Source organism: Vagococcus fluvialis bH819 (assembly GCF_900163795.1).
GTDB classification, from domain to species: domain Bacteria; phylum Bacillota; class Bacilli; order Lactobacillales; family Vagococcaceae; genus Vagococcus; species Vagococcus fluvialis_A.
In genome coordinates, this window is the sequence record NZ_FWFD01000003.1 from 85,385 (window position 1) to 111,436 (window position 26,052).

General features: G+C 31.5%; 24 protein-coding genes, 1 other RNA gene and 1 pseudogene. 8 read left to right on the forward strand and 18 right to left on the reverse strand.

Annotation, left to right across the window (positions count from 1 at the left end):
• Positions 1-81 precede the first annotated feature (81 nt).
• Together FM121_RS00740 and FM121_RS00745 are read left to right on the forward strand one after the other, a co-directional pair.
• Positions 82-648 carry a TetR/AcrR family transcriptional regulator C-terminal domain-containing protein gene (locus FM121_RS00740; protein WP_086950247.1) on the forward strand — a complete coding sequence of 189 codons (567 nt, stop codon included), beginning with the start codon at positions 82-84 and terminating at the stop codon, positions 646-648.
• 108 nt (positions 649-756) lie between these two features.
• A complete protein-coding gene (locus FM121_RS00745; protein WP_086950248.1) occupies positions 757-1,671 on the forward strand; it encodes a DUF5692 family protein in 915 nt (304 codons plus the stop codon).
• Positions 1,672-1,742: 71 nt separating this feature from the next.
• On the opposite strand, the gene FM121_RS00750 is transcribed toward FM121_RS00745, so the two are convergent.
• The gene (locus tag FM121_RS00750; RefSeq protein WP_086950249.1) at positions 1,743-2,228 is read right to left on the reverse strand and encodes a cupin domain-containing protein; all 486 of its coding nucleotides are present in this window, start codon (positions 2,226-2,228) and stop codon (positions 1,743-1,745) included.
• Positions 2,229-2,381: 153 nt separating this feature from the next.
• Here FM121_RS00750 and FM121_RS00755 point away from each other — a divergent pair, with 153 nt between their 5' ends.
• On the forward strand, positions 2,382-3,023 hold the full coding sequence (locus FM121_RS00755; protein WP_086950250.1) for a deoxynucleoside kinase: 642 nt from the start codon (positions 2,382-2,384) through the stop codon (positions 3,021-3,023).
• 57 nt (positions 3,024-3,080) lie between these two features.
• On the opposite strand, the gene FM121_RS00760 is transcribed toward FM121_RS00755, so the two are convergent.
• From FM121_RS00760 to tadA, 3 genes are all read right to left on the reverse strand, one after another.
• Positions 3,081-3,287 (reverse strand): hypothetical protein, encoded by a 207-nt coding sequence (locus tag FM121_RS00760; protein WP_086950251.1) that lies wholly within the window; start codon positions 3,285-3,287, stop codon positions 3,081-3,083.
• A gap of 219 nt (positions 3,288-3,506) precedes the next feature.
• Positions 3,507-3,591: signal recognition particle sRNA small type (gene ffs, locus FM121_RS00765), an RNA gene on the reverse strand.
• Between the two features lie 40 nt (positions 3,592-3,631).
• A complete protein-coding gene (tadA, locus tag FM121_RS00770; protein WP_179203759.1) occupies positions 3,632-4,135 on the reverse strand; it encodes a tRNA adenosine(34) deaminase TadA in 504 nt (167 codons plus the stop codon).
• Positions 4,136-4,240: 105 nt separating this feature from the next.
• Here tadA and FM121_RS14710 point away from each other — a divergent pair, with 105 nt between their 5' ends.
• A complete protein-coding gene (locus FM121_RS14710) occupies positions 4,241-5,089 on the forward strand; it encodes a helix-turn-helix domain-containing protein (RefSeq protein ID WP_296746223.1) in 849 nt (282 codons plus the stop codon).
• Here the strand turns inward: FM121_RS14710 and FM121_RS00780 are convergent.
• Positions 5,086-5,784, reverse strand: a complete 699-nt coding sequence (locus tag FM121_RS00780; RefSeq protein ID WP_086950459.1) for a zinc metallopeptidase — start codon at positions 5,782-5,784, stop codon at positions 5,086-5,088. The two genes, FM121_RS14710 and FM121_RS00780, sit on opposite strands and share 4 nt — an antisense overlap.
• A gap of 282 nt (positions 5,785-6,066) precedes the next feature.
• On the opposite strand from FM121_RS00780, the gene FM121_RS00785 reads away from it, so the two are divergent.
• Together FM121_RS00785 and FM121_RS00790 are read left to right on the forward strand one after the other, a co-directional pair.
• A complete protein-coding gene (locus FM121_RS00785) occupies positions 6,067-7,554 on the forward strand; it encodes a helix-turn-helix domain-containing protein (RefSeq protein WP_086950253.1) in 1,488 nt (495 codons plus the stop codon).
• A 27-nt stretch (positions 7,555-7,581) separates the two neighbouring features.
• Positions 7,582-8,796, forward strand: coding sequence for a GGDEF domain-containing protein (locus tag FM121_RS00790; RefSeq protein ID WP_086950254.1), 1,215 nt, complete (start codon positions 7,582-7,584; stop codon positions 8,794-8,796).
• A gap of 16 nt (positions 8,797-8,812) precedes the next feature.
• On the opposite strand, the gene nifJ is transcribed toward FM121_RS00790, so the two are convergent.
• The 5 genes from nifJ to FM121_RS00815 form a co-directional block, all read right to left on the reverse strand.
• Complete coding sequence (gene nifJ, locus FM121_RS00795) at positions 8,813-12,349, reverse strand: pyruvate:ferredoxin (flavodoxin) oxidoreductase (protein WP_256958384.1); 3,537 nt, start codon at positions 12,347-12,349, stop codon at positions 8,813-8,815.
• Positions 12,350-12,428: 79 nt separating this feature from the next.
• The gene (locus FM121_RS00800) at positions 12,429-12,875 is read right to left on the reverse strand and encodes a flavodoxin (protein WP_086950255.1); all 447 of its coding nucleotides are present in this window, start codon (positions 12,873-12,875) and stop codon (positions 12,429-12,431) included.
• Between the two features lie 181 nt (positions 12,876-13,056).
• Positions 13,057-14,520, reverse strand: a complete 1,464-nt coding sequence (locus FM121_RS00805; RefSeq protein ID WP_086950256.1) for a serine hydrolase domain-containing protein — start codon at positions 14,518-14,520, stop codon at positions 13,057-13,059.
• A gap of 87 nt (positions 14,521-14,607) precedes the next feature.
• Entirely contained in the window at positions 14,608-14,892 is a 285-nt protein-coding gene (locus FM121_RS00810; protein WP_086950257.1) for a glycine cleavage system protein H, read from the reverse strand.
• A 15-nt stretch (positions 14,893-14,907) separates the two neighbouring features.
• A complete protein-coding gene (locus FM121_RS00815; protein WP_086950258.1) occupies positions 14,908-15,261 on the reverse strand; it encodes an arsenate reductase family protein in 354 nt (117 codons plus the stop codon).
• Positions 15,262-15,415: 154 nt separating this feature from the next.
• On the opposite strand from FM121_RS00815, the gene FM121_RS00820 reads away from it, so the two are divergent.
• On the forward strand, positions 15,416-16,069 hold the full coding sequence (locus tag FM121_RS00820; protein WP_086950259.1) for a metal-dependent transcriptional regulator: 654 nt from the start codon (positions 15,416-15,418) through the stop codon (positions 16,067-16,069).
• Positions 16,070-16,119: 50 nt separating this feature from the next.
• On the opposite strand, the gene FM121_RS00825 is transcribed toward FM121_RS00820, so the two are convergent.
• From FM121_RS00825 to FM121_RS00865, 8 genes and pseudogenes are all read right to left on the reverse strand, one after another.
• Complete coding sequence (locus tag FM121_RS00825; RefSeq protein ID WP_086950260.1) at positions 16,120-17,319, reverse strand: FtsW/RodA/SpoVE family cell cycle protein; 1,200 nt, start codon at positions 17,317-17,319, stop codon at positions 16,120-16,122.
• Between the two features lie 82 nt (positions 17,320-17,401).
• Entirely contained in the window at positions 17,402-17,833 is a 432-nt protein-coding gene (locus tag FM121_RS00830) for a LapA family protein (RefSeq protein WP_179203760.1), read from the reverse strand.
• Positions 17,834-17,845: 12 nt separating this feature from the next.
• Positions 17,846-18,649, reverse strand: coding sequence for an SDR family NAD(P)-dependent oxidoreductase (locus FM121_RS00835; protein WP_086950262.1), 804 nt, complete (start codon positions 18,647-18,649; stop codon positions 17,846-17,848).
• A gap of 10 nt (positions 18,650-18,659) precedes the next feature.
• Positions 18,660-19,592, reverse strand: coding sequence for a ribonuclease Z (gene rnz, locus FM121_RS00840; protein WP_086950263.1), 933 nt, complete (start codon positions 19,590-19,592; stop codon positions 18,660-18,662).
• A 200-nt stretch (positions 19,593-19,792) separates the two neighbouring features.
• Positions 19,793-20,443, reverse strand: coding sequence for a response regulator transcription factor (locus FM121_RS00845; RefSeq protein ID WP_086950264.1), 651 nt, complete (start codon positions 20,441-20,443; stop codon positions 19,793-19,795).
• A gap of 32 nt (positions 20,444-20,475) precedes the next feature.
• Positions 20,476-21,528, reverse strand: a pseudogene (locus tag FM121_RS00855) (DUF916 and DUF3324 domain-containing protein).
• Between the two features lie 111 nt (positions 21,529-21,639).
• Positions 21,640-22,299 carry a WxL domain-containing protein gene (locus FM121_RS00860; protein ID WP_086950267.1) on the reverse strand — a complete coding sequence of 220 codons (660 nt, stop codon included), beginning with the start codon at positions 22,297-22,299 and terminating at the stop codon, positions 21,640-21,642.
• A 27-nt stretch (positions 22,300-22,326) separates the two neighbouring features.
• Positions 22,327-24,897: an isopeptide-forming domain-containing fimbrial protein gene (locus tag FM121_RS00865; protein WP_086950268.1), complete on the reverse strand. Its 2,571-nt coding sequence runs from the start codon at positions 24,895-24,897 to the stop codon at positions 22,327-22,329.
• A 289-nt stretch (positions 24,898-25,186) separates the two neighbouring features.
• Between FM121_RS00865 and FM121_RS00870 the strand changes: the two genes are divergently transcribed.
• On the forward strand, positions 25,187-25,978 hold the full coding sequence (locus FM121_RS00870; RefSeq protein WP_086950269.1) for a MerR family DNA-binding transcriptional regulator: 792 nt from the start codon (positions 25,187-25,189) through the stop codon (positions 25,976-25,978).
• Positions 25,979-26,052: the final 74 nt, after the last annotated feature.

Genomic DNA, 26,052 nt, shown 5'->3' on the forward strand with positions numbered 1-26,052 from the left:
GACAATTTTTTATTAAATTCTTTGTTTTCTTCTTCAATTCAAATTATAATATAGTTATGTAAAAAAAGGAGCTATTTCACTATGAACTTAACTAAAAAAGCTTTATCACAAGCTCTCAAAGAAATAATGAATCATATTCCCTTTGAAAAAATAACCATTAATGATGTCACTGCAGAAGCTGGTGTGTCAAGAAATACTTTTTACTATCATTTTTCAGATATTAACGAACTTCTTGCTTGGACCTTTGATAATGAAATTGTTAAAGGGTTAGAAAATTATGAAGATCTTAATACTTGGAATGATGGTTTGCTAAGTGTTCTTAATTACACTGAAGAAAACCGCAAATTTTGTTTAAATACTTTCCATTCTTTTAATCGTGATCGATTGGAAATCTTTCTTTATAATATTACTTACCAAATGCTCGTTTCTATTATGAGTCAATCCTATAGTGAAAAAGTATTGGCTACGGAGTTAAAAGAACAAATCGCTGATTTTTACGGACGGGGTATCGTTGCCCAAGTTATTCATTGGTTAACGACTCGTCTTGATGAGCCAAAAGATCAATTAATTACAAGAATCGAGCGCGTAACAAAGGGTATGTTTGAATTAATCATCCAAAATCAAACACAAAAATTGGACAAAATTTAGTTTTTGTCCAATTTTTGTGCAATTTATCACGTTTGTTTATGTTATTTCCTCTCAAAATTCGTATGATAGTAATGTAATTATCATTTAACTATTTTAGGAGGAGTTTATATGTTTTTCTTTGAAAGTATGCCACTAACTTCAGTTCTTATGTGGTTTGTCGTACTAGGTGGGTTAATTCTCATGAATGAATTAGCTCGTGCTAACAAATGGGTAGCAATTGTTTTATTTACCGCACTACCTATCATCTTAACAATCTTCGTTTGGCCAACAACAGCTGGCGCTGGAAGTAGTACCGGTACTTGGTTCCACTGGGTAAAAGTTTATTCAGCCTTAGCTGGTTGTTTAGGATTTTTAGCTCTACGATTTATCAAAGGTGCTCAAAACAACAAATACATGATGGCTTTCCCAGCTTTAATTTTAGCTATCAATATTATGGAAGCTGTTATTCGTGATTTCCAAGTTTATTCTTTACATGGAATGATTGATGGAGTATACATGAATGGTGGTATTTGGAACATCATGAATGGTGTCGCTGGTATTTTAAACATCTTGACTATTTCTGGTTGGATGGGTATCCAAATTAGTAAAAATAAACAAAAAGATATGGTCTGGGCTGATCAAATGTGGTTCTGGATTATTGCTTATGATTTATGGAACTTTGCTTATGTTTACAACTGTGTATCAGATCACTCATTCTACGCTGGTTTAGCATTGTTACTATCTTGTACTATTCCTGCTTTCTTTATCAAAAAAGGCGCTTGGTTACAACATAGAGCTCAAACATTAGCTTTCTGGATGATGTTCACTATGACATTCCCTGCCTTTGTTGGTGAATCTCAATTTTCAGTTCAAAGTACTCACAGCAGTACTGCATTATTTGTAGCAAGTTTCCTTGCTTTAGCAGCAAACGTGGCTGTCTTTATCTACCATATCTACCGCATCAAAACTCAAAAGAAAAATGTTCTCAAAGAAGAAGTTTATACTGGACTTAAATCTTTTGATGAAGTAAAAGACAATAACTAATAAAGCAAAAAAGCCTGCAAAAGACGATACACATCTCTTTTGCAGGCTTTTATTTTTATAAGATAATCGTTCTAAATTTCTTCAAATGCTAATTTCTTTATAATGTCTTCATGTTCGGGATAGTTTTCTAATAATTCCTTTTGAGTAAAAAGCTTAAAATCTGTAAACTCAAAACCTGGAACAACAACACAACTAACTAATGAATAGTCATTTGATACTGTGGAACCAAATATTGTTCCTTTGGGTACTAAGTAATGCAGACGTTCACCTTCTAATGTATTTTTGCCTACTTTAACAGCTTCATAACGTCCATCAGGAAAAAGGCAATGAACTGTCAACGGATTACCATCATGATAGTACCAAATTTCATCTGCCGTCAACTGATGAAAATGGGAAGGGCTTTCCTCGGTTAATAAAAAATAAATACTTGTATAAAGCTTGCGCTCATCATCATTCACTGAAAGATAATTTTCTGACGCTTCTGTTCTTAAATAAAAGCCACCTTCTGGGTGAGCTTCTAACCCTAATTCATTAATCCATTCTTCTTTTGATTTCATTGTTTTCTCCCCTTACTAATTTTCATTTAATTATACTTTAAATTGTATTTCGACACAACTTTAGTATTTTTACTTGATATACTATATATTGTGTATTATCATATGTTTTGTAAGCTACAAACGCTATATATAGCTAAGGGGTTTGAGGAGGAAATGACAGTGATAGTATTAGCAGGCACGATTGGTGCTGGAAAGACAAGTTTATCAGAGATGATAGCCAAAGAATTAGAAACAGAAGTATTTTTTGAAAGTGTAGAAAATAATGAAATTCTACCATTATTTTATCAAGATCCAGAGAAGTATTCTTTTCTGCTTCAAATATATTTTTTAAATAAACGATTCAAAAGTATTAAAGAAGCGCTTGTTCATGATAACAACGTATTAGATCGCTCAATTTATGAAGATTCATTATTATTTCATTTAAATGCTGATTTAGGACGTGCATCGACACAAGAAGTCGAAGTTTACGACGAACTTCTTAAAAATATGATGGAAGAACTACCTTTTGCTTCACATAAAAAACAACCTGATTTATTGGTTCACATTAAGGTTTCATTCGAGACTATGTTAGAACGAATCGAAAAAAGAAATCGTCCGTATGAACAATTAAGCTTCGATCCTAATTTGTATGATTATTATAAAGAACTTAATCAACGCTATGAACAATGGTTTATTGACTATAATGAAAGTCCTAAAATTCAAATAGATGGGGATCAATTTAATTTTGTGGAAGACGAGACTGCTGCTAAAGAAGTTATAAATATGGTACTAAAAAAACTTGAGAAAATTAGATAATAAAAAAGGAATTCAATACAAAGATAAGCTTTGTGTTGAATCCCTTTTTTTATTCTATTATTTACTAAAATGAAACGCAACAAAACCAATAATAATCATCGCAATTCCAGATGAAAACTGTCCAATCCCAGATGCTTGACCTGTAAAAATCAACTGAATTATATTATTTTCTCCTTTATGATTTTTAAAGTCTGTTTTCATTCGGTAAAATCCCCATACTGCTAATAGTAAGCCAAATCCCCATAAAAAAATACTTGGTAACATATTGTTCACCCATTCCTTATCTTTTATTTATAATAATTGTAACATGATTAATAACTGAGTTGTATAGGTCTCAAGTCGTGTATAGTTGCTTTATGAATTTAGAAAAAGTCATATGTAAATAAAGTCAACTATCGAAGTCAATTAGACTACTTGCTACTTTTATTCTATTTTTTTCATTTAGACCAAAAAAAATAAGGCACTAAGCCTTGTCGTTGCTACATTTATTCAGACACATGGCGGCACCTACTTAGTGCTGCTTCCTTCCAGATCTGACACGCTTCATAAGCCCACCATTGTCCTAGCCTTGCGGCAATATTCATTATACTTCATCTCAATTAAAAATACTACTCTTTTTTTGCTTCTTTTTGCTTTTTTCGAATTTGTCTAAAAAAATTTGTTAAAATATTACCACATTCCTCTTCTAGTATTCCAGTTTCAACATAACAAGAATGATTGAATCTCATATCTTGTAAAAGATTCATTAAACTACCTGCCGTGCCTCCCTTAGGATCTTTAGCCCCATAGAATACTTGATCTATTCTGGAGAGCAAGATACCGCCACAGCACATCGGACAAGGCTCTAGCGTTACAAATAGTTGGGCCTTTTCTAATCTCCAGCTTTTAGTCCTTCGATTAGCTTCTTGAATAGCAATCATCTCAGCATGAGTAGTTGCATCTTGAGAAAGCTCTCGAACATTATGACCACGTCCAATAATCTGACCATCTAAAACAACCACTGCTCCAATAGGTACCTCGCCCATAATTTCAGCTTTTTTAGCTTCTAAAAGAGCTTCTCTCATAAAATATTCTTTTTCTTCTTGTGTAAATTTTACCGAACGAATAAACATAACATCCCTCTATTTTTCTTGTTTTTATCATATTATCACAAAAAACTTTGTTTATGATACCTTTATGTTAAAATGATGATACATTTATTGAAAGGAATGCTTTATATGAAATTAAATGAACTACAAAGCATTTATCCTCAAGGAAAAGTTCTTACATCTAAAGAAGCCGATGAAAAATATTTGATTCTGCCAATTGAGAATAAATGGTTTTATTTACCCAAAAATAATTTATCTAACAGTGAAATGAAACTATTACAAAATTTATTACCTGAATCGAATTACTTAATTCAACTAAAAAAACACCCTTGGTATCAATATTTATTCCAAAACAAACCGTTTCCAACTGTTGAACAACCATACCGTATTATTCAATTAAAAATAAAAAAAGAGTCCCCAAACGCGATAGATTGGTTAACTCATTTTTCTAAACTCTTCAATCAAGTAGAAGATTATTTCTTTATTGATAAAACAACGGCTATTCTAGTAGAAGAAAAATCACCTGTCGTTTATCAAAAAACAGATTTAGATGGCATGATTTTAACTCTTGAAAGTGAGTTTTTAATTCAAGCAAATGCTTTTCTTGGCTCTTTTAACGAAATAAATCAAAATTTTTCCCTTTATTTTGCTGAAGAACAAAAAATATTTGAATCTTATTACAAACATCGAAAAAATGTTTTTTCTTTTCAAGATGTGGCAATTGATTATTTAACTAAAAATACAATCGCCAAAAGTTCAATCATGCAAACACTTAAAGACACATTGAGTATCGATGATGAATTAAAGTTAATCATCAAAACGCTTTGGTTAAAACAAGGCAACATCACATCGACCTCTAAAGAACTTTACATTCATAGAAATACGTTGCAATATCGCCTTGAAAAATTTAACGAGCGTACTGGTTTTTCATTAAAAGATATGAATGATTTAACACTCTGCTATCTTCTCATTAATTAATCTCTTCGATTTCCACCAAAAAGAATAACCAATCTTAATACTTGTAGTAATGAGGCAACGGCTGCAGCAACATAAGTTAAGGCTGCAGCTGTTAAGACTTTTCTAGCCATTACTAATTCTTCTTCATCTAAAGATTGATTCTCTGCTAAAACAGCTAAAGCTCTTCTTGAAGCATTGAACTCTACTGGGAGTGTCACCACTTGAAATAGGAAAGTTAAAGCAAAGCACCAAATACCTAAAGTGATGAGAAATGGTGAACTACTAAAAAATATTGCACCAATAATAATTAAAGGAATTGAAATTTTGGAACCAAAATTAACCACTGGTACTAAAGCTCCTCTAAGTTTTAGTGGGGCATAACCCACTTCATCTTGAATCGCATGACCACATTCATGTGCTGCAACACCGATGGCAGAGACTGAACGAGATTCAGAAACTCTTTCTGATAAACTAAGGATTTTAGTGTGCGAATTATAATTATCCGTTAAATCTCCTGAAATCTGCTGAACGGCAACCCCATTAATATTGGCATCTCTTAAAATTAAGCGGGCCACATCAGACGCTTTTAATCCTTTTTTATTCGATACTTTTTCAAATTTTCGATAAGTACTATTAACATAGCTAGACGCCCACGCTGAGATAGCCACACCGATAATAATTAGTATATAAGTTTTGTCAAAAAACATATATGGCATAAACATAAACAAATCCCTCCAAATAATTTTATATCAGTAAGTTTATCAAATTTTTTTATAATATGTTAGTCTTTCCTTTGAACCTTTTGTGAATTTTATTTTTATGCCGTTATTAATAAAATAACCAATAAAAAAACAAGATGTTGTTTTATTAAGTGGATTTATTATTAAAAATGATGTATCTTAATAATAAAGGATATTTGAACATGATAGTATCCTTGTTCTTTTAAACTAGTTTTTTAAAATTACGTAGAAAACCGTTTCAAGGGGAGGGACAGTGGATTGCGAGAACTATTAGATACACCCACACAAAGACGTTTAAAAATATTAGAAATTTTAAATGAAGTTTCTACTTGGATTAGTTCCAATGAATTAGCTCAACAAAATAATGCTTCTTTAAGAACAATTAATAATGATGTTAGTTACCTAAAGGAAAATTGGCATCCACTATTGCTGATTGAAACATCAAAAAAGAATGGGGTCAGACTTAAAACACAAGCTAGTAGCCATGTCGAATTTGTTTATCGATATGTTTTAAAAAATTCTGAAGCCTTTCGCCTATTAGAATCCATGTTTTTTGATACCAGTTTAAGCATTGAAAAATGGGGTGAAAAACTTTACATTAGCGAGTCTTCTTTATATAGAATTACAAATGTTATGTCTATTTCTTTAAAAAAATACGGTCTGATACTTGAAAAAAAACCTTGTCGTATTATTGGTGAAAACGAGTTTTATGTTCGTTATTTTTATACTAGTTTCTTTAGAGAAGCTTATAACATAACCGAGTGGCCATTTCCAGTTGATAAAAAATTATCCTTTGATTATATTCAAAGCATTCTAAATATAATCAATTTTGATTTAGATGAAAATCAAGTCAATCATATTAACTATCTTTTTAATGTTTGTTTGATTAGACAGAGTCAAGGTTTTTATGCCGAAAGAGACCTATGCTTTAATAATCATAAAGAATTACAACAATTATTACTTAATGATAAAACTAACTTAAATAAAATTGCACAAACTTATAAGCTCAAAATTGATGATAAACTGTTAAATGATATCATACTTACGATTTTTTTCCATCAATCTGATTGGAAAGATGCTGAAGAAAAATTTTTAGTTACCAATGAAATCGGCTGCTTTATCAAAAATATTAGAGATGTTTTTGATATAAAACTAAGCAATTCTATTTCACATAAAATCGAAAGTAATATGCTTTTTCTGTATCAATACCACCAATTGTATCCATATCGAAATTACATTATTTTTGATAAATATTTCTATAATGGATCGGTTATCAAAAATAATTATCCTGTATTTGATACTGTCGTCACCAAAGCTCTTAATAAATTAGAAAAAAATACAAAATTTCCTTGGGAATCGGAATATCACGATGTTGTTCTTTATTTTTTAATGATCAAATGGCATGATCTTCCTGAAATATTGGAAGATAAAAAAGAAAAAGCTGAGATCTTGATTTTAAGTAATCTTGGAAAAGACCATTCAAATTTTATGGCTAAACAAATTAGAAATAATTTTAGATTTAAGGCAAACATCGATACTTTTGCAGGCTCTATTTCATTTCTCGAAAATGAACCAAAAGAATTATTTGATGACTACGATATTTTGATAACAAATTTTAATACAAAACTTTTACCTAATGATAAATTAGTTGTCATGGACGATATTCCATCAGGAAATGACTGGGGAACTCTTAGAAAAAATATCAATAAAATCAATAAAATTAATGTAAAAAGTTTGAATAAATAGACCCTAAAAAGATAAAGAGGAATAAAAATGATCTTAAATTTTATAAATGCTTATGTTGTCAATTTATCTATTATCGTCGCGACAGTTTTTGCTTTATATTTTTTTTCTTTACGGCATTCATTAAAACATAATGATGCTGACTCAGAGTTTCTACTTGGTTCAACTAGTGTCTACTTATCTATTATTTCTCAAATTCTCTTAGGAATTTTTATTGGAATAATGTCTTTTATTATTTCTTTAAATCGGATTCCAATTGACCAGTTACGACCTGTTGATGTCAGATATTTACCCATTTATTTTTCTGTGTCTTATGGTTCACCCTTGATAGGTACTATTTCAACCTTAACTTTGATCACTGCTAAAACCTTCCAATACTTATATATCACAGGGATCCCGGCTGAGTATTGGAATAATGTTATACTAACTTTCTCTATATTAGCTATCAGTATTATCATCACAAAAAGGAAAGTATCTCCCAAAAAAGCCATTATTCTTTGTTTGGTTTTAACTATTATTATAAGAACAATTTTATTAAGTCTCTTTTTAACTCCTGGATTAAATCCAACTATTCTTTTACATATATTAATTCACTCAGTTATCTTTTCGAGCTTATTTTTATTGACAGGTTGGCTATTTCACACTGCATTTACTATTTCTAAAGAAATCCATATTTATCGAACTTCCTCTACATTTGATAAATTAACTGGCTTATATAATCAAGAGTCTTTTTATTTTTTTCTCGATTTAACTTATAATGAAGCCATTCAAAAAGGCCATCGCTTTTCACTAGCCATCATTGATTTTGATGATTTTAAAGGAATCAATGATACCTATGGACATTTAGCAGGAGATCATACTTTACAAAAAGTTGCGTCTATTTTTAAAAATAAGCTAAGCCCTAATTCAAGAATCAGAGTATGTCGAATTGGTGGAGATGAGTTTGGTATTATCTTTAAACACGAAGATTATGATGCACTGAAATTTATTAAAGATTGTCTTCGTGAAATCGAAGCAACTTCAAAAAGAATGCCACTATACAAACAACAGATCACTCTTTCTATCGGACTTGTGGATTTTTATCCCGAAGAAATATCTGAAACAGACTCGCCAGCGCTGACAGTCCAGGATTTATTTTCTTTAGCAGATGCTACTTTATACGAAGCTAAAAAACAAGGTAAAGATCAAATTAAATTTATTGAAAAAGTGCTTTACATACAAAAAAAAGACCAAACAATGCATTGATTGATTGGTCTTTTTTTTATTTTCCAGATAATTCTTTATAAGTTTGAGCTTTTTCGATCACTTCATCCGCTGATTTACCTAATAAACTAGTCACTTCTTCTGCCTCTAAGACATTTTCTAGAGCAGAAAAACGAGTTTGATGTTTGAAGAAATCAGGTAATTTTTCAAAGTCTGATTTTTTATAATCAATTCTAAGTGGTTCTTTGCCTTTTTCACTTAGACGAGGATCAAAACGATAGAGTGGCCAATAACCAGATTCAACAGCTTCTTTGGTTATCTCTACTGCTTGGCTCATCCCTCCTTTGATTCCATGATTAATACAAGGAACATATCCAATCACAAGAGAAGGTCCTGGATATTTTTCAGCTTCATCTAAAGCTTTAATTGTTTGAGTTGGATTAGCATTTAAAGCTACTTGAGCCACATAAACATTACCATAAGTCATTGCAATTAAACCTAAGTCTTTTTTCCCTGTTTTCTTTCCGTGAGTAGAGAACTTAGCAATTGCACCAGTTGGAGTTGCTTTCGATGTTTGACCACCAGTATTAGAATAAACTTCATTATCCATTACAAATATATTGACATCCTCACCACTAGACAATACATGATCGATTCCTCCAAAACCAATATCATAGGCCCAACCATCTCCACCAATGATCCACTGGCTTGGTTTGATAAACAAATCTCGCTCAGCATAAATTTTATTCAAGCAAGAATCTGCTCCTTTTTCTTCGTTTAGAGCTGCTTCTAATTTAGTTGATCGTTGTCTTGAACCTTCACCAATATCTTTGTTTTCAAGCCAATTTTCCATTAAATCTTTTAGCTCGGTAGAGACTTGTGAACCAGAACTTAAATATTCAATCATCATATTCCCTAGATGTTTACGTTTCGTTTGATTAGCTAAATACATGCCGTATCCAAATTCCGCATTATCTTCAAATAAAGAATTACTCCACGCTGGCCCCTGACCTTCATCGTTTGTTGTATAAGGGGTAGACGGTGCTGCCCCACCCCATATTGAGGCACATCCTGTTGCATTAGCAATCAACATTCGATCACCATAAAGTTGTGTTAATAATTTAATATAGGGTGTTTCTCCACAACCTGAACAAGCTCCAGAAAATTCAAGTAACGGTTTCTCAAACTGAGAGCCTTTAATACTCTCTTTTTTCTTAATAGGATTGGCTTTTTGTTTTAATGTCATCGCAAAAGCCCAGTTCATTGCTTGTTCCTTTTGTTCTTCATAAGGTTTCATAAAAAGTGCTTTACCTTTTGCTGGACAGACATCCACACACAGTCCACAACCAGTACAATCTTCTAATGATACTTGGATACGGTACATCAAGCCATCAGCCCCTCGCATCTCACGTGTCATAAATCCTTCAGGTGCTTCTGCCATCTCTTCTTCATCTACTAAGAATGGTCTGATTGCCGCATGAGGACAAACAAAAGCACATTCATTACACATAGTACAAGCATCCATATCCCATTCAGGAACTTCTAAGGCAACCCCTCTTTTTTCATAAGCAGTTGTCCCAAGTGGCACACTACCATCCGTCATTTGATTATCAACTAAATTTTTAACGGTTAATTGATCCCCTTCCTGACGATTAATCGGCTCTAAAATTTCACGCACATATTGAGGTTTATTATGATCTACAACTTTTTCAGGTATCACAATATCAGCCCAGTCACTTGGTACATCAATTTTAATTAAATCAGCAAATGTCGCATCAATGGCTTGATGATTTCGTTTGACAATTTCTTGTGATTTCTTACCGTAAGCTTTTTCTGCCTCTTCTTTCAAGTAACGAACAAAGTCAGCCCTATCAAGTAATTTAGTTAATTCAAAAAAGGCTGTCGACATGACCATATTAATTCGTCGACCTAAACCAGCATCTTGGGCAATCTTCATCCCATTTACTATATAAAATTGTATATTTTTTTTAGCTAGTTCTTTTTTTAGATGTTTAGGCAATAATCTAACAACTTGTTCTTTTGTCCAAGTTGTATTTAAAAGGAAAATACCTTCTTGTTTCAACCCTTTAATTAAATCATATTGATGAATATAAGAGGCATTATGACAACCAATAAAATCAGCTTGCTCAACCAAATAAGTTGATTGAATAGGTTCTTTTCCAAATCGTAAATGTGAGTTAGTTAACCCACCAGATTTTTTAGAATCATAAGAAAAATAAGCTTGGGCATACATATCCGTATGATCCCCAATAATTTTGATAGCTTGTTTATTCGCTCCTACAGTTCCATCCGAACCAAAACCCCAAAATTTCGCTTGGAATGTGTCTTTTGGTGTTAAATCTAAACTTTCCTCCACAGGAAGAGATAAATGTGTGACATCATCTGTAATCCCAATAGTAAAGCGATAATTTAACTTATCTGGTTGTGACAATAAATGATCATAAACAGCTTTAATTTGATTAGGTGGGACATCTTTTGAACCTAATCCATATCTTCCTCCAATCACGATTGGGCGATTCGGATGACGATATAGTGCGCTTTGAACGTCTAACAACAAGGGTTCACCATCAGAACCTGGTTCTTTAGTTCTATCTAAAACAGCCACCTTTTCTACAGTACTTGGCAGTTTTTCTAATAAGTTTTTAACAGGAAACGGTCGATACAAATGAATATTAATATGTCCTACTTTCCGACCTTGTTGATTTAGGTAAGCCACCGTTTGTTGAATTGTGGGAGACACTGAACCCATGGAAATGATGACTTCTGTTGCTTCTTCATGTCCATAATAATTCGTTAAATCATAATTAGTTTCTCTAATTTCATTAATCTCGTTCATATAATTCTGAACTATTTCAGGGACTATATCATAATAACTATTTATCGTTTCTCTTTGTTGAAAATGAATATCCGGATTTTGAGCTGTTCCTGATACAGTCGGATGATTGGGATTCATCCCTCTTTTTCTAAAGCGATTAATATCTTCTGGATCAACTAATTTAGCTAATTCTTCATATGGAATCACATCAATTTTTTGAAGTTCATGGCTTGTTCTGAATCCATCAAAAAAGTTCATAAAAGGTAAACTTGCCTTCAAGCTTGTTAAGTGAGCCACAGCAGATAGATCCATAACTTCTTGAACTGAGCTTTCCGCTAACATACAAAAACCTGTTTGTCTAGCCGCCATCACATCCCCGTGATCTCCAAAAATACTTAATGCATTGGTTGTTACAGCACGAGAAGCAATGTGAAAGACAGTTGGTAATAACTCTCCTGCTATTTTATACATATTCGGGATCATTAAAAGTAATCCTTGGGAGGCTGTGTACGTTGTCGTCAATGCGCCTGATTTCAAAGAGCCATGAACTGCTCCTGCTGCTCCCGCCTCAGATTGCATATTAACTACTTTAATCGGCTCACCAAAGATGTTTTTTCTACCTTTCACTGACCATTCCTCAACAACTTCTGCCATTGTTGAGCTTGGTGTGATTGGGTAGACAGCTGCTACTTCACTAAACGCATAAGAAATATAAGCAGCTGCTGTATTTCCATCCATTGTCACTCGTTGCTTACTCATTTTGTAACCTCTTTTTCTTTTTTTATAGTTAAAAATAAAGAGAGGCTGACTCAACTTGTGCCAGCCTCGTTTATCTAATTTATTTTGAATTTTCTATTAACTCATTCACAAATTTTTGTAGAGCATCGATGTCTTCATCTTCTGCATTATTTTCAATACAAACAAGTTCAGCTCCTTGCGTTGCACCTGTTAATTTAAACTGTTCAACGAAGTCTCTTGCTGATTGGCAGTAATATTCCCCGTACTCCTTATCTCCTGATCCGACAACGCCAAATAGTTTGCCTTCTAGGTCTTCACCTTTTAAATCTTCAAAAAAATCTTCAAATTCAAATGGTAATTCCCCATCACCATATGTATAAGTAGCAATAATACAAACATCAGCATCTCCAAAAAAGTCAGAATCCACATCTGAACATTCTTCTCTTTCAATCTCAATACCTTCATCTTCTAATTTTTCTTCAATAATATCAGAAATTTCTTCTGTATTTCCTGTCATACTTGCATAAACAATTTTTGCTAAAGTCATATTATTTCCTCCTATAAAATTTTATCTTTATCAATCTTTTCACAAATCTTCGTACCCAAATTTTAACATAAAAATAAGTCAAGATGAACCCAATTTTAAAAAAATGTGAAATTATTATTTTGAATAATAATAGACCTTTTGTGAATATACATTTTCTTTTATGTTTTTTTCACAAATAAAATTAATTTTCATGTGGTACATGATAATAAACTGTGAGTAAAAAAGTTAAAAAGAGACTTGAAATTACCATCGTTAAAATACTGATTGGTTGCCACAGATAAAAATTTAACCAATCATTTCCAATGCTAATTAAGATAATTAACAAAAGAATTGAACTAAAGAGAGACAAATAAAATTTTATCTTAGCGTGGTGCTTCATCATGCTATTTTTTTGATGATATTTTTTTCTAAAAATTAAACTTGATAATAAAATACTTAGTAACAATGCTACCAACGTTAAAAATGTAGATAAATAATCAATTACCTGTAGTTGGCTCATTTTATACTTTGTAGTTTTTTTCTCATTTAAAATATCTTCGATTTGATTAAGTAAGTTAACATTCATACTATTACTATTTGCAAGTACACTAATTGCCCTTTGATTATCCAGTGATACTTTTATCCTTGAAACGAAATTAGGATTTCCTCCTGGATGCTCTATTTCATTAGCTTTTTCTGATATAAACCAACCAGAAGAATATGATTTTTTATTAACAGGTGGTACTGACTGATTAGCTATATGTGATTTTATAACTATTTTTTTGAAGATATCAGGAATATCCTGAACAACTCCCATCTGAATTTTCAGCCATCGTGCCATATCTTTACTGTTTGAGATCAGGTATCCAGCTGGTCGATTACCAATAAATTCTGGAGCATTATAAGGTTTTGTATTTCCAAAGTACGCATGATAACCTGTTGCTAATTTTTCTGTACTCTGCGCTTTTTGTCTATCACTATATGTTCCTGAAAGTTTTAGGGGAATAAGGATTTTTTCAGTCATAAAATCACTATATTCTTGATGAGAGACATTTTCAATTACACGTCCTAAAATATCATAATTCATCGTTCCATATTGGAACCTCTCACCTGGTTTAAACGAAAGTTCACTTGTTGAAAAAGCATCGATTGTTTGAGCCAAAGAAGTATCAGGTTTTTCAAAATAAAAAAGAGCTCCATGATCTTCATTTGTTAAACCACTTGTATGGAATAAAAAGTTTTTTACAGTTAACGTTTTCATGTCAACAGGTATTCCCTTAAATTTGAATTCAAGCTCTGGAAGATACTTATCAATTGAATCATCTAAAGATAACTTTCCTTCTTCCTCTAATAATAAAATACCTAATCCTGTAAAAGCTTTACTCATTGAAGCCAGTTCAAACAGCGTTTCCTTATCTACCAAAGAATTTTTTTCTCTGTCTGCGTAACCAGAAGTGAAAAAAAATTCTTCTTTACTTTCTGTCACTGTAACAGCAACTCCAGGAGTTTTGGAAATACGACAAGCATCATCCAATAAAGTTTGGATTTCTTGGTTTTGTTCCCTAGAGATACTTTCAGCATTGATTGGTAATATAACGATAAAAAAGCATAGGATAACTATTTTTTTCACTATATCACCTGCTGTTATTTTTAATTTATAAATCATTCTCAATCACCAACTCTCAAAATTCATATTAAACGAACAAAAAAAGATTCCCCATAGTAACATTCACGGGAAATCTTTAGACTTGTACTATTTTGTAATTTTATATAACCAAGCTTCTGGTTCGTCTAAAATTTTTACATTTTTTACAGCTTCTTCATTTACAGCAAGAATCACACCTGAGGTTGGTGCATCATATTCAACAACAGCTTTTTCAGCTTCGAGCTCGACAACACCTTCACCAGCAGTAATTTGGCTACCTACTTTTGGTAACATCGCAAAGCTAATACTTCCTAAATCATCTTGAGCAAATGCTGTTAAACCAACAATAATTCCATCTGTATCTTCTTTCATCCATAGATTCTTTTCAGTCATTTTTATCCAACTTTCTTACAGAAATGCCTTTTCATATTCTGTTTCTTTAAATCCTAACAGTACTTTATCACCAAGTACCATAATCGGACGTTTGATCAACATTCCATCAACACAAAGACGCTCAGCAGCCTCTTCTTCTGAAAAATCATTCACTATATTTTTTAAACTTTGTTCTCTATAACGAATCCCACTTGTATTAAAGAAGCGACGGATAGGATATTCATTGTTTTTCATCCACTTAACCAGTAATTCTTTTGCTGGTGGTGTCTCAATCATATCGATCATATCATATTCAATTTTATTCTCATCTAACCAAATTTTTGCTTTTTTACATGTCGAACATTTTGGGTACCAATAAAAAATTGCCATAATTTTTGCCTCACTTTCAATTTTACTTTGTTAAGTATATCATAATCAGAAAAAAAAGTATTTGTCTATTTTTTTCATAAATCACTAAAAATATGTTAGAATAGATAGGTTAAGGATAGCTTTAACGGATTGATATATATGTAGGAGGAAAACAATGAAAACTTCATCAAGCAATAAAGAGGATTACCTAAAAGCAATTTATGAGAATAATGGCATTCATGAATTTGTTGCAAATAAAACTTTATCTACTCATCTAGGTGTCTCTCCTGCCTCCGTTACTGAAATGGTTGAAAAATTACAAAATGACGGTTTAATTGAATATAAACCTTATACTGGAGTCAAACTAACACAAGAAGGGTTAAACCAAACCGTCTTAATTATTAGAAATCACCGGATTATCGAAACTTTTCTCTATGAAAAATTAGGTTACTCACTCCATGATCTTCATCATCTTTCAGAAGAATTAGAACATGTTAAAGATTCTGTTTTCTTTTCAAAACTTTATGAATTTCTTGGAGAGCCAGAGACTTGTCCTCATGGCGGTATTATTCCTACAGAGGATTCTTTTATTGAAAAAGCAGTTAAACCCATCTCTTCATTTACAGTTGGTGATTCACCTATGATCTGTCGTGTGATGGATGATGCTAATATTTTAAATTACATGAGTACTATTAATCTTAATATTCGTGACATTATCCATATTATTGAAATAGATGAATTTAATGAATTGATTATTTTTACCATAAATGATGATAGTAGTACTCATCACATTAGCTTTAAACAAGCTCAAATTATTTTTTCATATTAAAAAAGTAGTTAAGACTAAGCCCACAATATGGGTTGATCTTAACTACTTTTTTATTTTGAACGTTTCATGTTTGTTAAATCAATTTCTTCAGGCTGATACTGGTACCTCATCAACATAACAAGACCCACACCAATCATATTACTCATAAGAGAAGACCCTCCCTGACTAATAAATGGTAACGGTATCCCTGTCAATGGTAATAGTCCGATATTAGCTCCAATATTTTCAAACACATGGAATAAAATCATCATAATAACTCCCGTTGCAATGTAAGAGAAAAATTCATTATTCGTGTCGAAACAGACTCTGATCATTCTATAAATTAAAATAAAATATAAAAGGATAACAAAGGTACTACCAATAAAGCCAAAATTTTCAGCAATAACTGAAAAAATCATATCTGACTCTCTAACTGGTACATACACATCAGATACGTTAAAACCTTTACCACCAATCCCACCAGATCCAATGGCTTTTAAAGCTTGAGCTTGTTGATAAGAATTCCCTGTGGCATCATGAAAGGGGTCAATCCAACTGTCAATACGAGCAAATTGATAACTTTTAAAACCAACATTGTAAAGTAGTTCTCTACCCGCATCTGTTGTAACTAAGTATAAAATGCCTGCACCTAAAATACCAAAAGTTACCGCAACTGGAATAATTATTTTCCATGATATTCCAGACATGATAAAAATACCGCCCAAAATAGCCACAAAAACAAGCATTGTTCCAAAATCATTTTGTAGCTTTAATAAAATAGCTACCGGAATTGTAGCAATAATTAATTTCAAAATTAACATGCCATCCGTCTTTAACGTTCTGATTTTTGTTTTTAAATTATGTCCTGTGACAATATAAGACAAAATCAATATATAAGCAATTTTCATTAATTCAGCTGGCTGAAACGTTAAACTCCCAACCCGGAACCAGTTTTTAGACCCTGTTCGAGTGGCTAAGTTTGCATCATAATAGAATAAAAGAGCTGTCATTACACCTAGACCTAGAATATAACCATATGGCGTTAATTTCCAAATCGCTCTTGGACTAAATTGCATGATGACAAATATCAACACGCCACCAATGATATACCATAAACCTTGCTGCGCCATTTGAGAAATAATATTCTTCATTCCAGCATCTTTATCTAAAGCAACATACAATGATAGCATCCCTACAATAGACAATAAAAAGACTGGAAGTAAGATCCCGTAGTCTATTTGTTTAGTTAAATCTTTATTTCTTCTCTGCATAATTCCTCTCTTTTCTGGTTTGTTTTCATTAAACATAACTAGTATTATACTATTCTTTTCTAATTACGCTAGTCTGAGTCGCTTATAATTCATCATTTAGCTTATTTTGCCATTCACTAATTTCTGGTGAGTCTTTTTTTTCTGACATCATCTGATTGACCAATTGATGTTTTAAATCAGATATTTCTAACTCCCTATTTTTCAATTCTTGTTTTAAATTTAACACTTCTTCGTCTTCTTCAAAATCAAAAGGCGTTTCTTTAGTTGTTTTAAGGGCGTGTGTTTCTTGTTTAAGATGTTTTATTTCTTTATTTTTTTGCCAAACATTACTCCACATTACAATCGAAACGATTAACGCACCAATGAACACAGCGCCAATTATGATAACAACTAAAGGAAGTGATATTTTAGTTATCATAAAATTAACTTCAATTTGTTGTGCATTAATAACTGAGAACAGAACCACAATAAATGATAAAATTAAAACTAAAAATAATTTGGTTGTATTCTTCATTTCTACCATCTCCTACTTTTTATTAAAAATCGTTTGAGCTAACAAATCACCTGTGTAAGGAAATAATTGGTAGGCTTTGCTTCCAAATTCCATTATAAAAGGCGCATTAATTTCTCTTTTAGTCGTTCCCATCGATTTTACAATTCGCCGGGCTAATTTTTGAGGATCTAAAGCTAGTTTTCCAACATTTTTTAAGTAACTACCACTTGGATCAGCTAAATCAAAAAATGGTGTTTTAATTGGGCCAGGATTAACGGTTGTCACACTAACACCTAAAGGCTTCATTTCTAATCGTAAACTATTGGAAAAACCTATGACTGCAAATTTAGTTGCTGCATAGATACTAGATTTAGGCGTTGCCATTTTGCCTGCTTGTGATGCAACATTGATAATATGACCCTGACCATTTTCTGCCATTTGAATCCCAATTTTTTGAGTAATATATATCAACCCGAGAACATTGACTGAAAACATTCTTTGAGTATCAGAAAAATTAGTTTCTAAGAATGGCTCAAATAAACCAAAGCCAGCACAATTTACTAAAACATCGATTGTCAGATTCTCTTGTGCTAACGCTTGTAATTTTGATTCTACATCTTCAAAATTAGCCACATCAATAGCAAAAAAATAGGCTTCTAGTTTAGAATAATCTTCACATTTCTCTGCAATCTCTACTAATTTTTCAACTCTTCTAGCACATAAAATTACTCTTGCTCCAGCTTTAGATGCTTCATAGGCAATTTGTTCACCTAAACCGCTTGACGCACCAGTAATTAAGACTGTTTTACCTATTAAATTTTCAAATACTCTTGCCATCTTGCAACTCCTAACTTCTTTTCAATGGTATTTCAATCATATCAAAATCACGAACAATTTTAGTATTAAGAAAGACTGATTTTGCCTCATTTTCTAAATCATATACTGCTTTCCCTAAATATCTGGCACTAATATGAGTGAGAAGCAATTGCTTTACATTAGCATCTTTTGCGATTGTCGCTGCCTGTGTTGATGTAGAATGATAATAACTCTTAGCCATCTTACTTTCATCATGGCTGAATGTACTCTCATGAACTAAAACATCTGCATCTTGAGCAAGTTTTAAACTATTAGGATGTATTCTTGTATCGCCTAGAATAGTTACAATACGACCATCTCGAGAGTCACCAACAAAATCTTTTCCGTCGATAACTCGACCATCTTTTAATTCACAAATCTCACCATTTTTTATTCTTTTATAAATAGGTCCTGATGGTATATTCATTTCTTTTAATTTATCAACTAACAATTCACCTTGGAAGTCAGCTTCAACTACACGGTAGCCATAGCATTTAATTCTATGATCTAACTCTTCACAATAGACTTTAAAGCCTTGATCTTCAAAAACTAAACCTGATTCCTCAATTTCAATGAATTTAATTTGGTATTTTAAATGTGTTTCTGATACTTTTAAACTTGTTAAAATAAAATTACGGATTCCTTTTGGTCCATAGATTTCAAGCGTTCCTTCCCCATTTTGGAAAGAACGACTACTTAATAATCCGGGTAAACCAAAAATATGATCACCGTGTAAATGAGTAATAAAAATTTTTTCTATTTTTCTTGGTCGAATCGTTGTATTTAAAATTTGCTGTTGTGTTCCTTCTCCACAATCAAATAACCAAACAGCATTTCTTTCATCTAATAATTTAAGCGCAATTCCTGTAACATTACGCTGTTTTGAAGGTACTCCTGCACCTGTTCCTAAAAATTGAATTTCCATATTGTACCTACTTTTCTTTTTTAAGTTTACTTGTTATATTTTATGAAAGATTGACTAGTTAAGCAACACTTGTTTTATAAAATTAAGAGTTTCTTTCTATATCATTGTAACAATATTTTAGCCTAATTTAAAACAATAAAAAAAGCAGAAGCGTCCTTTTAAAACAAGGGAAACATCTGACAATTTTTATATCATATTATTTAGTTACTTTTATAGCCCATTAAATAACCCATACCTATTTTTGTCACAATATAAGAGCTACCAATTTTTCGCCTCAATCGTTTCACATGTGTATCGACTGTTCGTTCATCACCTTCATAATTCATTCCCCATACATAATCTAAAATTTGAGCTCTACTTAATACAATATTAATATTATTCATAAAATAACATAATAACTCATATTCTTTTCTTGTTAAGTTTACTATTTCATCTTTTTTTCTTACTTCACAAGTTTCAGTATTCAAAGTTAATTGACCGTATATATGTAAAGAATTTGCAATCAACATCTTTCTAATTCTCACAAGTAAAACTGAAATATCATATGGTTTGATTATATAATCATCAGCTCCAGCAATGAGTATTTTTAATTCATCTAATGACGAATTGTCACATGTCAGCAATAAGATTTTTACAGAATGATTCGATGATCTTATAGCATGACATAATTCTACTTTGTCTTCATTTAAAAACTCAGCGTCAATAATAACTAATTTAATTTCACTACATGTTACAAGAAATAATATCTCCTCTTTTTCATAAGATAATATAACTTCATAACCTTCATTTTCTAAATATGCTCGTAATAATTTTTGCCGTTCAGTATCATTCTCAACTAATAAAATCTTCATTTTGACATCCCCTTTACCAGCCAACTATTATTCTAATTAGTATCCCTATGTTTTTTTCTTTTTTTCTTCTTGTGATTCTTTTTTTTATTTTTCATTACCACAACAAATAGTATAATAATTAATAGAATAATCAAACTAACTAAACTAATAATTAATAGAAGTTTCCATTCTTTTTTTATAGTCACATCACTCTTATTAAATTTTTTTGCTTCATCTTTATAGATTGTGAAATCTTTGGAAAAATGCCACTCTAAATCATTTGATGTCGCTAACATCTCCATAGAATAGTCTCCTGCCTCTAATTTCTCACCATTTAGAGAAATCGGTAGTTTTAAAGATGAATTAGGAGCCATTTGCAGATTTTTTTTTTATTCTGTAAAATAAATTTCTTTTTTTTCTTTATTAAAAATTTTAGTTTTTATTTCCAAATTATTAACGTAATTAGAAACCGGGTTAATTAATTCTGTAAAAATAACATTGCGGTAGTTAGATTGCCCTGCTTTAACCTCTTTAAATTCAAGATTAGGTATAAGTTCTTTCACATCTTCTCGAATAACAAGAGCAATGGTATACGCATGTAAATTTTCTATTTTTAAGTTCTTTTTTTTATTACTCTCTGATTCATCTGCTATTTTTTCTTGCAAGGTAATTCCGCCAGCGATGATTCCTTTGAATTCCTCTTTAGGTAATGTAATAGCTAGTTTTAACTGTTGGCTTTTTCCTTTAGATATTTTTAATTCTTTTTGTTTTTTATCTATACGGACTACTTTTTCTATTTCCAAGGGTGTGTCTTTATTAACGTTATTCTTTGATTTCATGTATTCAACAACACCATTCATATTAGTTGTTGCATTACTGATAGACGGAACAACTATTATGTCTTCATTTGAATGATTGGTCACTTCTATATAAATATCTTGTGACATGTTAGGAGACATTTTTAAATCAAAATACGTTTGCGTTTTATCGATCTGGTTTTCTGGAATTTGTGACTTTACATTAAACTTCAATTCTGATGACTTTGCTGACAAACCACACGAGCAAAAAGTTAGAAAAAAGCCGATTATTAAAATTCTTTTTTTCATTTTTTTCCTTTCCTTGAAAAAGAGGCTGACTCAAATGGTCAACCTCTTTTCATTTTCCTAAATTATAATGATAGTCAGGAAAAAGTAATTTATTTTATTTCCTATACTTTTTTAATTCGAAGGTACATCAGATAAGATCCACGTAAAACTTGTTTTATACGTGTCGCTTACTTTTTCAGAATTACCTGGAACTGTTAATTGTAAACTATTCGTTACTTTAAAGTCACCTTTATCTTCAACAGTCGATTCATTCCCAAAAACAGCTTTCCATGTTCCAGCACCTTGATTTTTAGAAAAATTCATTACTTTTTGAATAGAGCCACTTGGATCTAATTTAAAAGCTTCAGTAACTTGACCTGGTTGACTTAAAGAATCGGTTTGAAGTTCTCCGTTTTTAAACTCAATTACAGCTCCCTTTAGTTCGTGATTTGTTGAAACTGATTCAAACTGTCCATTTTGTTTCACGTCTAAATCCCAGCCTGATAGTGCTCCTCTATTGTCAGTTACTTGAACGTACACTGGCATATTTTTATTTTCTGAATCAACAATTGTTGCATTATAAACTTGATCATAAACACTAATTTCGTTTGAACTAAAATTTAAATTAGGAGCAAAATCTATTGTTAATGGCTCTTTTGAGGCTTTAAAACTAATTTCTGCCTCTGTATCTTTTTTCTGAATTTCTGAAGCTACAACATTTTTTGACATTCCCACTAACATCAAAAAACTTAATAAAGTAATACTACCTAAAATTTTGTTGTTTTTTTTCATTTTTAAGCTTCCATTCTTTTTTTATTTTTAATTCATAGGTACATCTTGCAATGTCCACTGTATTTTAGCCTGATACGCAGCTTCTTTAGCTGTTCCAGGTGGAATTGAAATAAAAATCCCTTCATTCTCATTCCAGTCACCACTGATATTAACCACTTCATTAAATGAACTAGACTCTTGTTTGATTACAGCATCCATTTCTACGCCAATGATTGATTCTTGATTATTTTTTCTTAAAAATAACGTTTGCTTCAATAGATCATTATCAGTATTTTTAAAATCATCTAGCAATCGTGCTGTCATTCTCCACCTATGATCTCCCCAACGATTATCTCGAACTTTTAAATCGCCTTCTTTGTGGTACAACGAAAATTCTGTTTTACTTCCTTTAATTTCTAACTGATTGCCAAAAGAAACGCTTGGAGGGGATGAGATAAACTCTAAATTACCTTCTTCCACCTTAATTTGACTTTCATTGGAATCAACTTTAGATAGTAATACATCATCTGCATAGCCCTCTATTAGAGAACCTTTAACCGATATAATTCCCGAGTCATTAATTGGTTTTATTTTTGAAGAATACATACAAAAAACAGTGTCTGTTGTCGGTATTTTTTTTTCTAACTGAAAATGAACCTGTCTTGTTTGACTATCAAAAAATCCAGTTCCAATTTTCTCTCTATTTTCACCAATTAGTAAAATATTGGTTGGTTCTTCTAACTTATCATCTATGTTGACAGAAAATTTGAGATCTGTATATGTTCTGTCCTTTAACGAATTATTAGGTGATAATTTGAGTGAAAAATTAAGCGTTTCTCCCACTGTTCCATTTAATGCCTGTGTACCATTTTGATGAAAAACCTCAGATACTAATTTTCCTGTGGTTGGTATAATTTTAGTTATCACTTGATTAGAGATAACTTTCCCCATTTTCATTTGATTCCCAACTGTTCCTTCTAACGCCATTTGCGCTTTAATCTCTTTTCCGGCAGGCACGTCTTTTTTGATTTTTGCTGAATACTTAACAGTTAACTTCTCGTTAAGAGGTATCTTTTTAGACAATTCAATTATTAATTGTTTGTTATTTATGTCCGAATTATTTATTTCTACCTTTTCTCCATTCTCTGATATCACTTCAATAGTTGATACATTTTCTAAAAATTCACTTAGTTGTGTTATAAATGTCAAGTTTTCATAATTAGATTTCACATCAGAAATTGGTGCTACTTCAATCACATAATGGAGCTTTTCCCCAGAATACGCCTCATTTGCTACACTGTTATCTTCATGAAAAACCATTTCTTTTATTTGGGGTTTTAGAAGATACGTTAAATGGACATTTTTTTCTTTAGATTGTTCTTCACTCGAACTAACAAGATACACTTTAATTTTATGATTTTTTTTATCTAAATTTGAAATCGTTGTTTCCCACTCGTAGGATTCTCCAAGTCTTGTATTTGGTATATTTTCAGCAAATTTAATTGGTTGACCATCATCTAATACGTAATACAAATTCACAAATTTTGCTTCACGATCATACCATTCCCCAGATAATTTGAAGTCAGTCCCTTCAAAATACTGATCCTCTTCATTAAGAGTCATTACAGGTTCACCATCATTTTTTTGAATTCCTACAATATATCCCATATCAAAACTTTTTCCAGGTTCTAAGTTCATACGATGACTTTTCATAGAAATCCCAGTATCTATTTTATCTGCTGCTACTGAACCAAAAGGTGCATTATTTATTTCCATTCCCGGACTATCTATATCTTTAAATCCGATATCTCCAAAAAAACTAAGTAACGTTAGATAGTGACCACCTAACCAATTTTCCGGTCCATCAGGAACATTAAAACGATACTGTAATGTATAGTTGCCTGATTCAATGTATAAACCTTTATTATTTCCTAAATACTTGATTGGTACATCATCATTGTTGTTGAGCATCGTGTCATATGTAGAAGCAAAAAAAGTATTCTTTTTTACTTCCTTTGTTGAATTAGTATAACGAGTGTTGACCCGTACAAAACCAGTTTGAACCCCATACTGAATTGTTGATGCTTTAATTCCTCTTATATCATCTTCAACAACCATCAAAAATGCTGGTAGCCCATTCGTTAATTCTTTTTTGTAGTAACGAGTATTAGAGCCATCCAAAGTTGGAGATACCCCTGACATGTTTGTTTGATTCGTACCAATTAGTATTGGTAATGTTGACTTTAATCTATATTTAGCATCATAATAAGCAAATATTTTTTCATTTTCATTAATAAAGTTTATATTAGGTGTAGTCAGGTTGTACGGTGCTGATTTGTCTTTTCCTAGAAAACTCTCAGGACCAAAATAATACGCTAGTTGTTGGTTACTACTTAAATTTATTCGACCTTCTTCCATTTTAAAAATTTCAGTCCAATCATTATTTGGATCAAAATCTTGATATTGTTCAATATCAACCCCCCTACTATTTTGAGTTGTTTTAACTTCTTGTTCGATCAAGTTAGTAGGTTGATTTAATTGACCTGCTGCTAAACCAATCATCGGAAACATCAGAGTACTAACACAAAATATAACTAACGAAAATAATTTCTTTATCACATCTTTTCCTCCTTTCTAGTATATTTATTTAATATTTTTTATTAATGACCTCCTTTTTAATTTCTTCCCTTACGTCATCAATTCTAAAAAAATGATATGTCATCTAAGTGAATTCGACGTGACACCCTTGTGACAAGTTAGGTCAAAAAAATTATTACTTATCTTTTTTCCTATATTCATAGTTAAAAATACTGTAGAATAAACGTTGTAAATAAATAATAATAAAATCTCGACATTCGTTACTATAAACTCTGACACGAATAGAGAGTCAAGACAAGGAGATTAATTTATGGATTTAATTAGTATTGGTGAGCTTTCAAAAGCATCTGGTATATCTGTTCGAGCCTTACGCTACTATGATAAAAAAGGGTTTTTAATACCTGAATTCATTGATGAAAATAGTGGCTATCGTTACTATGCACCCTCTCAATTAGGTAAACTTTATTTTCTTCAACTGTGCAATCATTTTGATGTTCCCTTATCAAGTATTCATAAATTTACACTTGAAGATAACAATCTTAGTTTAGAGAAGTTTGTGAATGTCACTCAAGAAAAATTAACAGAAGATTTTGAGCATTACAATATGCTACAAACGACTTTAAATTCCCTGAGGGATAACCTAGATTCATTTCAAAAAAAGAAAAAAAAGAGTTCACCCTATTTCGAAACCATGGATGAACGATATATCGTTGCCAGTGAATTCATGAATAAACATATAACTTATTTAGAATTTTCTAATTCACTCATAGATGTTTATAAAATTATTTATTCCAATGGATTATCTGCGCTTACTAATCGTGGAATGATCAAAAAAAAAGTTGGCAATACGTATAAACATTATATTTTTTCTGAAATTATTAAAGAAGATTTTTCGACAGAACAGTTAAAATTAATTACTTGCCTACCCAAAGGGGAGTACTATTGTGCGCTATATCCCTATGATACTTTTTATCATCGGATTGCTCCATATTGGGAAAATAATGTTGAAGAGAATGAGTTAGTCATTTCCACTGGTTTTCTTGATAATTCATATCAATTTACCGCTCCATATATTGAAGTTCAAAAAATCAAGATAGGTTAAAAATCATTTTGTATCACACAGCCAAATTAATTTTTTCGACTGACTATAAATAAATTTCAAAAAAAATAAGGATG